Below are 12,357 nucleotides of genomic sequence, written 5' to 3' on the forward strand. Positions count from 1 at the left end.
GAACCGCTCAGGCGTCGCCGGGTTCGCGCCCGGCGACGCCGCCATCCTCGCCATCCTCGCCATCCTCGCCGTCTTCGCCGCCCTTGTCGTCCTGGCCTTTGTCGCTCCTGTCCTTGCCTTCGTCGTCGCCCGCCGAGCCGCTGTCGTCGGTCCGAGCGCCTTGGCCGCCGGACTGGTCTTTGGCTCGCTCGGCGCGTTCGGTGCGTTCCAGTTCGGCGATCGGGTCGATTCCCTCACCGAGAGCACCGGTGTCCCCGAGCCGCTCGGCGAAGCCGATCGGATCGTCGAGATCGTCGGCCGTCGGAAGGAGATCGGGGTGCGTCCACAGCTTGTCCCGCGACTCCATGCCGTGGCGGTCACCCACCAGCTTCCACAGAGCGGAGGCGGCACGCATTCGGCGAGGCCGTAGTTCCAGCCCGACAAGCGTCGCGAACGTCTGTTCGGCGGGGCCGCCGGTCGCCCGCCGGCGCCGCAGCGTTTCGCGCAGGGCCTCCGCGCCGGGCAGCCGGTCGCCGGTGGCATCGGCGACCACGACGTCCACCCAGCCCTCCACCAGCGCGAGTAGCGTTTCGAGCCGACCCAGTGCGGCTTTCTGTTCCGGTGTCGTCTGTGGTTCGAGCAGTCCCGACGACATGACTTGCTCGATGCTTGCCGGATTGGCCGGGTCCATCTGGCCCGCGAGTTGTTCCAGGGCCGAGGTGTCGACCGTGATGCCGGAGGCGAACTCCTCGACCGTTGCCAACAGTCGCTGCCGCAGCCACGGAATGTGAGTGAACAGCCGTTGGTGTGCTGCTTCCCGAGCCGCCAGGAACACGAGCACCTCGCTGGCGGGGCGCTCCAGCCCTTCGGTGAACTTCTCGATGTTCTTGGGCAACAGCGCTGAGGTGGACTCGGGTCCGAGCGGCAAACCGACGTCGGTCGACGTCAACACTTCCGAGGCGAGTCCGGCCAGAGCGTTGCCGAGTTGGGAACCGAACGCCATGCCACCCATCTGGCCGACCATGGACAGCAGGGGGCCCGCAGCTTGCTTGGCTTCCTCCGGGAGGGCCTGCATCCATGCTCCGGACACCTGTTTGGCGACCGGGTCGCAGAGGCGCTGCCACGTGGGGAGGGTCTTGTCGATCCAGTCGCGAGCTGTCCACGCCGCAGTGACGGAAGCACCGGCCGGGAGGATGGTCGCTTCGTCCAGCCACAGCTCGGCGAGTCGGGCTGAATCCCGCACGGCCCCCTCACCCGTCCGGTCTCCGGCCGTGAACCCCATCTGTCCTTCGGAGCCGAGGCGCTGCAGGGCGATCTGTTTGGCCAGGTCGTAGTTCACCGGGCCCGAGGAGCTACCGGCCTGGCTGAACATCTGCCCGAGCTGGCTGAGCATCTGTCCCAGTTGCTGGAAAGGGTCGGCGCCTGAACCCGACTGCCCGCCGGAGCCCGACGATTCGTCGTCGGGACGCTTATCGGGGTCGGGGAATCCGAAGCCGAACGGTGGGTTGCTCATATACACCACCGTACGCGGGCCGGGCGACATGGGAAGAACGGACCGGGAGCCGATGACGGACACCCACGGAGCCGGAGAGCAGCGCGATCGTAGGCTTGTCGCGTGAGTGACTCCCCGGACAAGGCAGCACCCACCGGAGAAGCCGGAGAAACCACCGAGCGGCCCGTCGGCACAGTGCGTGGCCGGACGGCGAACGACACGGGTTCGCGTCAAAGTGGCGGCCCGCGATTGAGTAGACGCGGCTGGACCATGGTGGCCAGCGGTGTCCTGGTGCTCACGTTCGCGGTGCTGGGGGCGTTCGTGCGGGTGCCTTACGTGGCTCTGGGCCCCGGCCCGACGTATGACACGTTGGGAGACGTGGACGGCACCGAGGTGGTCAGCGTCGACGGTACGCGCACGTATGACACCGACGGGGAACTGCGCATGACGACCGTGTCGCTGAACGACAACATGACCCTGTTCGGGGCTTTGGGCATGTGGCTCAGTGGTCGTTATGCGCTCGCTCCGAGGGAGGAGTACTTCCTGCCGGGGCAGTCCGACGAGGAAGTGCGGCAGGAGAATCTCCGCCAGTTCCGTAGTTCTCAGAGCAACGCCGAGGTGGCGGCGCTGCGTCGACTCGGTTACCCGGTCCAGGCCGTGGTCGAGCAGGTCGTCGAGGGAAGTCCCGCCGCGGACGTCCTCCAGCCCGGTGACCGGATCGTCCGGATCGACGGTAAGGACGTCACCGACTCCGCCGGGGTGCGGAAGGTGCTCGCCGGGACTCGGCCAGGGCAGACCGTGCCGGTGACGTTCCATCGGGACGGTGAGCCGGAGCGCACGGAATCGGTGACCCTGACCCGGCATCCCGGGGGGTCCCACGGCTTCATCGGAATCCAACCGACGGACAGGGCCGATGTGCCCTTCGACGTGGACGTCGCGCTGGAGGACGTCGGCGGGCCCTCGGCGGGGCTCATCTTCGCGCTCGCGATCATGGACGAGTTGACTCCGGGGGCCATGACGGATGGTCGGAGCATCGCGGGCACCGGGACCATCGACGCGGAGGGCAACGTCGGTGAGATCGGCGGCATCTCGTTCAAACTGGTCGCCGCCCACGAGGCCGGAGCCGAGGCGTTCCTGGTCCCGGAGGGCAACTGCGGCGAGGCGGTCGTCACCGCGCCGGAAGGCCTCCGATTGGTGCGGGTGGCCACGCTCGACGACGCCGTGAACGCGGTGGAGTCGTTGGCGAAGGGGCGACCGGTTCCGTCCTGTGCCGGATGACCCGCGTTCGGTGCGCTTCTAATTCTTTCGGGCCCCCTTTTCAGGGCCGTCTTCGCAAGCTCAGGGCCCCAAGGGCTTCTCAGGGCTGGAGCGTGGCGCGCAGGGCCTCGACGAGATTGGGCGCGAGATCGGCGCTCTGGACGATCTCGTCGGTGTTCGACGAGGACTCCTCGGCGCTCGGGGCCTCACCCTTCAACCGCAGTACACAGGAGGCCGAGCCGTCCCGGAGGACGGCGGCGACGAGGCGCGCCTCGGTGCGACGCGGGTGGTCGGCCGCGGCCTGACGGAGACGGTCCACGTCGGGTTCGTCGGTGGCGTCGAAGTCGGGCAGCTCCGATTCAGCGTCCGGGGGTAGCACGATGATCTCCTGGGCCAGCGCGCAGCCCTGCACGGCCTCGGGCCAGGCGATCCGTCCCAGAGCTTCCGCGAGGTCGCCCTCCGGTAGCGAATCCTGTGCCACCGGGGTGAACTCACTGTTCTGGTCGAGTTGCCCGGCGAGGTCCGGCTGTTGCCGGAGGATGTCCGCGGTCGGCACCAGCGCGAACAGCTGTGGCTGCTGATCCCAGCCTCCGCCGGCGACGAACTCCTCGACCTCGCGTGCCAACGCGGCTACGCTTCCGGGGCCTGCCTGGTTCTCGCTCTGCGTCATGACGCCATCCTGGCAGGCGGACCGCTGCTGTGGCGCGGCGCCCGTTTTGGGGGGCTTCGGGAACTGGAGTGGCGGTCCGTACAGTTAGGGAATTAGGGACGCTCGCAGGTCAGCGCCCTGACAACGACAGCCTTGACCACGGGGAGTGTGCGTAGTGGCCACCCGGCCCTCAGCCAGCCTGCCGAAACTGTCGCGGCGTGCCCGCGTACTGCTGATCATCGCGGCCGTCATCGTCCTGTTCCTCTTACTCGGTGCCCGGTTGCTGGACACGTACGTCGACTGGCTGTGGTACGGCGAGGTCGGCGCGCGTGGCGTGTTCGGCACGATCCTGCTGACACGTGTCGTGATGTTCCTCGCGACCGGTGTGTTGGTGGGTGGCCTGCTCGCGCTGAGTCTGTGGCTGGCGTATCGCTCGCGGCCGGTGTTCGTGCCCGTGACCGGTGTGGAGGACCCACTCGCGCGGTACCGGTCGACGGTGGTCGCGCGTCCCAGGCTGTTCGGCATCGGCATCCCCGTGGTGGCCGGACTGATCGCGGGGGCCAGCGGACAGAGCAACTGGAAAATCGTGCAGATGTGGCTGCACGGCACCGAGTTCGGCCGCACCGATCCGGTTTTCGGCAAGGACGACAGCTTCTTCACGTTCGACCTGCCCTTCTACGGCTGGGTGCTCGGCTGGGTATTCGTGGCGCTGATCGTGTCGTTCATTGGCGCCGTGGCGACGCACTACCTGTTCGGGGGTATCCGGCTGGCGGGTCGCGGGGGCCAGATCTCGGGTCCCGCGCGGGTGCACCTGCTGGTGCTGGTCGGCGTGTTCGTGCTGTTCAAGGCGCTGGAGTACTTCTTCGACCGCTACGAACTGCTGCAGGCGGGTCGTAACGACCTGTTCACGGGCGCCGCCTACACCGATCTGAACGCGGCGATGCCGGCGAAGCTGATCCTGCTGTGCATCAGCGTGCTGTGCGCGATCGCGTTCTTCGTGGGAGCGTTCCTGCGGAATGTCCAGCTGCCCGCCATCGCGCTGGTCCTGCTGCTGCTGTCGGGACTGATCCTCGGTCTCGCCTGGCCCGCGGTGCTGGAACAGTTCTCGGTCCGTCCGAACGCCAACGAGAAGGAAGCGACGTCGATCGAGCACAACATGGAGGCGACCCAGTACGCCTACCAGCTCGATGCCGAGCACGTCGACATCCAGGACGAGTACACGGGCAGTACTGAAGCCTCGCCGGAGGAGATCCGGTCGGACGAGGGCACGATCCCGAACATCCGGATCCTCGACCCGAACGTCCTGAGCCCCACCTTCACCCAGCGCGTCGGTCGGGAGAACTTCTACGGCTTCCCGGAGAAGCTCGACGTCGACCGCTACACCGTGGACGGTGAGGAGCAGGCGTACATCGTCGCGGCGAAAGAGATCAACACCAACGGTCTGGCGGAGAACCAGCAGACCTGGATCAACCGCCACCTGGTGTACACGCACGGTAATGGTTTCGTCGCAGCGCCGGCCAACACCGTCGACCGCGCGCTCGAGGACGCAGACAGCGACGGTGGCTACCCGCTGGCGCGGACCAGTGACACGCAGAACCCCGAGGGCGCGGGTATCCGGGTCGACGAGCCGCGGATCTACTACGGCGAGCTGGCGACCGACTACGCGATCGTCGGTGGTACGCCGGGACAGGCGCCGGGTGAGTACGACACCGCCAATGACCGCAGCTACCTCTACCAGGGCAAGGGCGGTGTGCCGATCGACAACCTGTTCAACAGGTTGGTCTTCGCCGCGCAGTACGGAGAGCGCAACATCCTGTTCTCCGACCAGATCAGCGAGGGCGCGAAGATCATGTACCACCGCAACCCGCGGGAACGGGTCGAGAAGGTGGCGCCGTGGCTGACCGTGGACGGCGACCCCTACCCGGTGGTGGTCGACGGGCGCATCCAGTGGATCGTCGACGGTTACACGACCCTGAACAACTATCCGTACTCGCAGCTCACGTCGTTGGGCGGAGCCACGGAGGACTCGCTGACCGGTGTGGCGCGTCAGCAGGATAACCGGATCAACTACATCCGTAACTCCGTGAAGGCGACGGTCGACGCGTTCGACGGCACCGTCACGTTGTACGCGATGGACGAGAACGACCCGGTGCTGCAGACGTGGATGAACGCGTTCCCGGGGATGGTGCAGCCGCAGGAGGCGATCAGCGATGAGCTGCGGGCGCACTTCCGGTACCCGGAGGACATCTTCAAGGTCCAGCGTGAGCTGTTGACGAAGTACCACGTGAAGAACGCGCAGGAGTTCTACTCGACCCAGACCTTCTGGAACGTGCCGCAGGACCCGACCATCGAAGGTGGCCTCGATCCGAACTCCGACGCGGCGAACCAGCCGCCGTACTACGTCTACGCGCAGGCTCCGGGACAGGACGAGCCGACGTTCCAGATCACGAGTGCGTTGACGCCGCTGGCACGGCAGTACCTGGCGGCGTGGATGACGGTGTCCTCCGACCCCGAGAACTACGGCAAGATGACGGTGCTGAAGTTGCCCACCGGCGGCGGCCAGCAACTCGAAGGACCTATTCAGGTCCAGAACGCCTTCCAGAGCAACCCGAAGTTCACTCAGGACCGTACGCTGCTCGGGAACCAGAGCGTCGACATCATCTACGGCAACCTGTTGACGCTACCGGTCGCGGGTGGATTCCTTTACGTGGAACCCGTGTACATCCAGCAGCGCAACGCACAGAGTTACCCGCAGCTCGCTCGGGTGCTGGTGTCGTTCGGTGGTCGTATCGGTGTCGCCTCGACACTCAACGAGGCGCTGGACGAGGTGTTCGGTGAAGGCACGGGTGAGGCGGCCACCGGACCGGCGCAGGATGAGGACAGTGGCGACGGCGACAGCGGTGATCAGCAACAACCGCCGCCTTCCGAGAACGAGCAGCAAGTGCCCGACCAGCAGGCACCGCCGCAGGACGGCGGAACCGGCGACGGTGACGTGGGCCAGGCTGTGGCCGACATCCAGGCCGCGCTGCGGAAGCTGAAGGAGGCGCAGCAGTCCGGTGACTTCGCCGCGCAAGGCGAGGCCCTGAAGGAGCTGGACGCGGCTGCTCGGAGGTATGAAGAGGCCTCGGGGTCGGGGAACTGATGTCCCCGGCCCGGTCCGCCCGGGCGCTTGACGTGGGCGGATCGAAGATCATGTGATCTGGCGGACACCTACTTTGCGCTGAGGGGGCACCTTGGCGTAGGGTGGGTGTTACCGCAGTCGCGGGGTCCACGGTGACCTTCACCAGACCCCCTGGAAACAGGGGAGCGGGGATGTGCTACGGTGGAACTACAACGACGCGGGGTGGAGCAGTTCGGTAGCTCGCTGGGCTCATAACCCAGAGGTCGCAGGTTCGAATCCTGTCCCCGCTACTGGTAGATAAAGGCCCGGATCCTTGTGGTCCGGGCCTTTATCTTTGTGTCACTGTCCTGATGCGCAGAGTGAATCAGCGGTTCCATTGTGGACAACTTCTTGACCACAATGGACAGATGTCGATTTTCGTGGCACGGTGGAGGGGTGTCCGATTTGAACGCAACTGCCGCAGCACTGCTTGGTTTGCTTCACGATGGTCCCGCGACCGGTGGCGAGCTCGTCGCGGCGGCTGAGGAACGATTCGGCACGTTCTTCAGCGTCACGAGGAGCCAGGTCTACCGGGAGCTCCCCGCGCTGCACAAGGAGGGCTATGTGCGGCTCGGGAAGCAAGGGCCCCGTTCCAGCCAGCAGTATGTCCTCACAGCAGCGGGGAAGAAGGCCTTCAAGGCGTGGTTGATGACTCCGTCCTCACCCGACCACCTGCGAAGCCCGCTGATCCTCCGAATCGTGAACTCAGGCGTGCTCACGCCGAAGCAGCGCGCCAACCTGTTCGCCACCGCCAGGGAGACCTACAAGGCGGAACTGGACGAGGCGAGAGCCGCGGTGAAGGCCGCCACCGACCCGGTGGAGAAGGCGGTCGCCGAGTTCGGCCAAGCGCACGCCAGGGCCGCGCTGAAGCTGCTGGACACCGTGTCGTCGGACTGACGACCCACGGCGGAAAAGACCAGCGACGACGACGGAGACGGCGAGTCTGAGCGGCCGCCGGGAAGCGGTCGCTCGATTTGCCGTAACCTTGTGTTTTGTGAGTGCCGACTTCGAAGCAGCCCTGAAGGATCTCGGCGGCAAGCTGTCCCATGTCGAGACCGTGATGGACCTGGACACGCTCCGCAGGGAGGTCGCCGAGCTGGAGGAGGAAGCCGCGCGCCCCGACCTTTGGAACGACCCTGAGGTGGCGCAGCGGGTGACCAGCCAGCTGTCGCACAAACAGGCGTCGCTGCGCAAAGTGACCGAGCTGCGCCAGCGTGTCGACGACCTGGAGGTGCTGCACGAACTCGCCGAAGCCGAAGGGGACGCGGCGAGTCGTTCCGAGGCGGAGGCGGAACTCGCGCAGCTGACCAAGGACGTCGACGCCCTCGAAGTCCGTACTCTGCTGTCCGGTGAGTACGACGAGCGCAACGCCGTCGTGACCATCCGGTCGGAGGCCGGCGGCGTGGACGCGGCCGACTGGGCCGAGATGCTGCTTCGGATGTACCTGCGGTGGGCGGAGCGGCACAACTACCCGACCGAGGTCTACGACATCTCCTACGCCGAGGAAGCGGGCATCAGGTCGGCGACCTTCAAGATCAACGGTCCCTACCTCTACGGCACGCTCTCCGTCGAGCAGGGCACCCACCGGCTGGTACGTATCTCGCCGTTCGACAACCAGAACCGGCGCCAGACCTCCTTCGCCCATGTCGAGGTACTTCCCGAGGTCGAGGAGGTCGACCACGTCGAAATACCCGAAAAGGACATCCGCGTGGATGTCTACCGCTCGTCCGGCCCCGGTGGGCAGAGCGTGAACACCACCGACTCCGCCGTGCGTATCACCCACCTGCCCACGGGCATCGTGGTGTCCTGCCAGAACGAGAAGTCGCAGCTGCAGAACAAGGCGACGGCGATGAAGGTGCTGCAGGCGAAGCTGTTGCAGCGCAAGAAAGAGGAGGAACGCGCGGAATTGGACGCGCTGCGCGACAGCGGGTCCAGCTGGGGCAACCAGATGCGTTCCTACGTGCTGCACCCGTACCAGCTGGTCAAGGACCTGCGCACCGACTACGAGGTGGGTAACCCGTCGGCTGTGCTCGACGGTGAGCTGGACGGTTTCCTCGAGGCCGGGATCCGGTGGCGTAAGCAACAGGCCGAGGCCGCTTGAGCCGAGTCGGGGGAGTCGGTGGGTAACCGTGGCCTAACCTCCCCCGACTGTAGGATGATCGACCGTGATCCGGCTCGATAGTGTCTCCAAGGTCTACAAGACCTCCTCACGCCCCGCGCTCGAGGATATCTCGGTCGACGTGGACAAAGGCGAGTTCGTTTTTCTCATCGGCCCGTCGGGTTCTGGGAAGTCGACGTTTCTGCGTTTGCTGTTGCGCGAGGAAGTGCCCAGCAAGGGCCGGGTGATGGTGTCGAATTTCGATGTGGCCAAGCTGCCCCGGCGTAAGGTGCCCCGGCTTCGGCAGACCATCGGATGCGTCTTCCAGGACTTCCGGCTGTTGACCAACAAGACCGTCGCGGAGAACGTCGCCTTCGCTCTCGAGGTGATCGGTAAGCCGAAGCGGACCATCGCCAAGGTCGTTCCCGAGGTGTTGGAGTTGGTCGGTCTCGACGGTAAGGCCGACCGGATGCCGCGCGAGCTCTCCGGTGGTGAGCAGCAGAGGGTGGCCATCGCGAGAGCGTTCGTCAACAGGCCACTGGTGCTGCTGGCCGATGAGCCCACCGGGAACCTGGACCCCGACACCAGCCAGGACATCATGCTCTTGTTGGAGCGCATCAACCGCACCGGAACGACGGTGCTCATGGCCACCCACGACCACTCGATCGTCGACTCCATGCGTCGCCGGGTCGTTGAACTGGATCACGGGCGCGTGATCCGCGACGACCGGCGCGGAGTGTACGGAGTCGGTCGCTGACGCAGGTCCGCTCGCACTTCGTCCTCGCCCCATCCGCCCCCTACTTCCCCGACCCAAGGAAACGCCCTACCGATGCGTGCCAGCTTCGTCTTCAGCGAGGTCATCACCGGTCTGCGCCGGAATGTCACGATGACCATCGCGATGATCCTCACCACCGCGATCTCGCTCGGGATGTTCGGCGGTGGACTGCTGTTCGTCCGCACCATCGACAAGATGCAGGCGAACTTCCTCGACGACGTCGAGGTCACCGTCTATCTCGACGACGAGGTGAGTTCGACCGACTCGGCGTGCTCGTCCCAGACCTGCGCCACGTTGAGGCAGTCGTTGGAGACCAACCCGGCGGTCGAGTCGGTGGTCTACGAGAACCGGGAACAGGCCTACCAGCGGTTCCAGGACATCTTCGAGGGACAGCCGGATCTGCTGGAACTCGCGCGTCCGGAGTCGCTACCCGCGTCGCTGCACGTGAAGTTGTTCGACCCCGAGCGCAGCGACGTGATCGTGCAGGAATATTCGGAACAGGAAGGCGTTGACCACGTCAACGACCAGAACAAGTTCCTGGAACGGTTCCTGGACGTACTCAACGCGGGGCGTAACGGCACGTTCATCGTGGCGTTGATCGCAGCGCTCGCCGCCGTGTTGCTGATCGCGAACACGATTCAGGTCTCGGCGTTCACCCGCCGCACCGAAGTCGGGATCATGCGGCTGGTCGGCGCCACCCGGTGGTACACGCAGTTACCGTTCCTGCTGGAGGCCGTGGTCGCCGGTGTGTTGGGTGCGATCGTCGGTACCGGGGGGTTGGTCGCGTTGAAATACGCGGTGCTCGACTCGATCCTGGAGAAGACCGGGGACGTGGTCCCCAAGATCGAGTTGTTGGAGATCTTCTTCCCGGTCGCGCCCATCCTGCTCGGCGTGTCGATATTGATCTCGGCCGTCACCGGGTACGTGACGCTGCGTTTGTACGTGCGGCACTAAACGATTCGGATTGCAGCTTCGAGCGGATACAGTCGAGGTATGGCGAAGGAAAACGGTCGCAAGGTGATCGTGTCGAACCGTCGTGCACGGCACGACTACACGATCGTGGACACCTACGAGGCCGGAGTGGCTCTCGTGGGCACCGAGGTGAAGAGCCTGCGCGCGGGCAAGGCGTCGTTGGCCGACTCGTTTGCGACCGTGGACGACGGCGAGGTCTTCCTCCGGGGGCTGCACATTCCCGAGTACTCGCACGGCACGTGGACCAACCACGAGCCACGGCGGACGCGCAAGTTGCTGCTGCACCGCAGGGAGATCGAAAAGCTCATCGGCAAGACCAAGGAGAGCGGGTTCAGCCTCGTGCCTCTGTCGCTGTACTTCAAGGACGGCAAGGTCAAGGTCGAGTTGGCGTTGGGTAAGGGCCGCAAGGCGTACGACAAGCGTCAGGCCATCGCCAAGCGCGACGCGCAGCGTGAGATGGCCCGTGTCGTGGGCCGCGCGGCGAAGGGCAAGGCCCGCCGTTGAGCCGCACGGAAGACGACACCGGGCCCGGACCGCGATCGGACGACGACGTCGCGGTCTGGGCCCGTGGCCTCGGATTGGACGGCCTCGTCGATCTCCACGTGCATTTCCTGCCCGAGCGCGTGATGCGCAAGGTGTGGGCGTACTTCGACGAGGCGGAGACGCACTACGGCCTGCGGTGGCCCGTGTACTACCGCCTGCCCGAAGCCGAACGGACCGCGGTGCTGCGGAAACTGGGAGTGAAGGTCTTCGCTCCACTGGTGTATCCGCACAAACCCGACATGGCCGCGTGGTTGAACGAGTGGGTGCGGGAGTTCGCCGCTGAGGTGCCGGAGGCGGTGCCGACGGCCACGCTGTACCCGGAGCCCTCCGTCGACGCCTACGTGGCCGAGGCTCTGGCCGCGGGCGCGCGGTGCTTCAAGGCCCACGTCCAAGTGGGGGCATACGACCCGCGTGACGAGGCGCTTCACCGAGCGTGGGGACTGATCGCCGACGCGCGGGTGCCCGTGGTCGTCCACTGCGGACACGGCCCCCTGCGCGGTGAGCACACCGGTATCGGCGTGTTCGACCAGGTGCTGCGGCGACATCCGAAGCTGGTGGTCGTGCTCGCTCACGCGGGCATGCCCGAATACTACGAGGCGGTGGCACTGGTCGAGCGGTACCCCAACGTCTACCTGGACACCACGATGGTGGGGGTGCCGTTCACGGAAGGGTTCATGCCGGTGCCGTCGGACTGGCCCAGCCGGCTCGCCGGAATAGCCGACCGCGTGGTGCTGGGCACCGACTTCCCGAACATCCCCTACACCTATGCCACCCAGTTGCAGGCCGTGGCCCGCTGGGCGGAGGCCGACCAGCGGCTGGGCGACGCCTTCCTGCGCGCGGTGCTGCACGACACGCCGTCCCGGCTGCTCAAGCTGGAAGCACGTCCCGGCGGCGGGCACAGGTGAGCGGAAGACGCCCCGACAACCTGCGGAAACATCTCGGTAGCGGGCCTGGAGGGAATCGGTTCGCTTCCGATTCCGCGTGTGGTCGGACGGTGGGAATTATCGACTTGCCCCCCGCGTTATCCTGGGTGCAAGCGATCGATGGATGATCGAGCAGCCAAGGGGGTGAACGGTTTCGACTCTGGACGTTGATCCAGGGGAAGCGTGCCGGTGCAGGCAACGACCACCGCAAGCGTCGTTCGCACTAAATACAAGCGCCAAGACTAACAGTCAGCGCGACTTCGCCCTCGCCGCCTGAGCGAGCGCGGAGTCTGTCGGCCCGGGAGTGCCTCCGACCCGGTCTGCCGGCATCAGCTAGGAGGCTTACCGCCGATCCCGGCCACGGGGATCGGTTGGGAAACAAACAGTGGCTGGGCCCGTCACACCGGCTTGTTCGCGTGACCGGTGGGGCCGAGTAGAGGCACAGCGAACTGCGCACGGAGAAGCCCTGGAAAGGCGACAGAGGACCCGGGTTCGATTCCCGGCACCTC

At 66.1% G+C, this 12,357-nt stretch carries 10 protein-coding genes, 1 tRNA gene and 1 other RNA gene; 10 read left to right on the plus strand and 2 right to left on the minus strand.

What is annotated here, in order from left to right; all coding sequences use genetic code 11:
* Nucleotides 1-7: 7 nt before the first annotated feature.
* The gene (locus M7H19_RS05970) at nt 8-1,492 is read right to left on the minus strand and encodes a zinc-dependent metalloprotease (protein ID WP_298178000.1); all 1,485 of its coding nucleotides are present in this window, start codon (nt 1,490-1,492) and stop codon (nt 8-10) included.
* A 102-nt stretch (nt 1,493-1,594) separates the two neighbouring features.
* Here M7H19_RS05970 and M7H19_RS05975 point away from each other — a divergent pair, with 102 nt between their 5' ends.
* Nucleotides 1,595-2,749 carry a PDZ domain-containing protein gene (locus tag M7H19_RS05975; protein WP_298178004.1) on the plus strand — a complete coding sequence of 385 codons (1,155 nt, stop codon included), beginning with the start codon at nt 1,595-1,597 and terminating at the stop codon, nt 2,747-2,749.
* Nucleotides 2,750-2,828: 79 nt separating this feature from the next.
* Here M7H19_RS05975 and M7H19_RS05980 read toward each other — a convergent pair whose 3' ends face one another.
* Nucleotides 2,829-3,398 (minus strand): PPA1309 family protein, encoded by a 570-nt coding sequence (locus tag M7H19_RS05980; RefSeq protein WP_298178006.1) that lies wholly within the window; start codon nt 3,396-3,398, stop codon nt 2,829-2,831.
* 154 nt (nt 3,399-3,552) lie between these two features.
* Between M7H19_RS05980 and M7H19_RS05985 the strand changes: the two genes are divergently transcribed.
* The 9 genes from M7H19_RS05985 to ssrA form a co-directional block, all read left to right on the plus strand.
* Nucleotides 3,553-6,519, plus strand: a complete 2,967-nt coding sequence (locus M7H19_RS05985) for a UPF0182 family protein (protein ID WP_298178009.1) — start codon at nt 3,553-3,555, stop codon at nt 6,517-6,519.
* A 195-nt stretch (nt 6,520-6,714) separates the two neighbouring features.
* Nucleotides 6,715-6,788, plus strand: a tRNA-Met gene (locus tag M7H19_RS05990).
* A 145-nt stretch (nt 6,789-6,933) separates the two neighbouring features.
* The gene (locus M7H19_RS05995) at nt 6,934-7,434 is read left to right on the plus strand and encodes a PadR family transcriptional regulator (protein WP_298178011.1); all 501 of its coding nucleotides are present in this window, start codon (nt 6,934-6,936) and stop codon (nt 7,432-7,434) included.
* Nucleotides 7,435-7,531: 97 nt separating this feature from the next.
* Nucleotides 7,532-8,638: a peptide chain release factor 2 gene (gene prfB / locus M7H19_RS06000; RefSeq protein ID WP_298178013.1), complete on the plus strand. Its 1,107-nt coding sequence runs from the start codon at nt 7,532-7,534 to the stop codon at nt 8,636-8,638.
* A gap of 64 nt (nt 8,639-8,702) precedes the next feature.
* Entirely contained in the window at nt 8,703-9,392 is a 690-nt protein-coding gene (gene ftsE / locus M7H19_RS06005) for a cell division ATP-binding protein FtsE (RefSeq protein WP_298178016.1), read from the plus strand.
* A gap of 72 nt (nt 9,393-9,464) precedes the next feature.
* Nucleotides 9,465-10,364 (plus strand): permease-like cell division protein FtsX, encoded by a 900-nt coding sequence (gene ftsX / locus M7H19_RS06010; protein WP_298178018.1) that lies wholly within the window; start codon nt 9,465-9,467, stop codon nt 10,362-10,364.
* A gap of 39 nt (nt 10,365-10,403) precedes the next feature.
* A complete protein-coding gene (smpB, locus tag M7H19_RS06015; RefSeq protein WP_298178019.1) occupies nt 10,404-10,886 on the plus strand; it encodes an SsrA-binding protein SmpB in 483 nt (160 codons plus the stop codon).
* Nucleotides 10,883-11,830, plus strand: coding sequence for an amidohydrolase family protein (locus tag M7H19_RS06020; protein ID WP_298178021.1), 948 nt, complete (start codon nt 10,883-10,885; stop codon nt 11,828-11,830). The genes smpB and M7H19_RS06020 overlap by 4 nt, the downstream gene beginning before the upstream one ends.
* A gap of 158 nt (nt 11,831-11,988) precedes the next feature.
* Nucleotides 11,989-12,357: a transfer-messenger RNA gene (gene ssrA / locus M7H19_RS06025) on the plus strand; the annotation flags it as partial.

It is taken from the genome of Saccharomonospora sp. (assembly GCF_027317685.1).
Taxonomy (GTDB): Bacteria; Actinomycetota; Actinomycetes; order Mycobacteriales; family Pseudonocardiaceae; genus Saccharomonospora.

Coding starts and splice junctions, on each gene's coding strand:
- M7H19_RS05970 (WP_298178000.1), bottom strand. CDS start 1,492: ATGAGCAACCCACCGTTCGGCTTCGGATTCCCCGACCCCGATAAGCGT.
- ftsX (WP_298178018.1), top strand. CDS start 9,465: ATGCGTGCCAGCTTCGTCTTCAGCGAGGTCATCACCGGTCTGCGCCGG.
- smpB (WP_298178019.1), top strand. CDS start 10,404: ATGGCGAAGGAAAACGGTCGCAAGGTGATCGTGTCGAACCGTCGTGCA.
- M7H19_RS05980 (WP_298178006.1), bottom strand. CDS start 3,398: ATGACGCAGAGCGAGAACCAGGCAGGCCCCGGAAGCGTAGCCGCGTTG.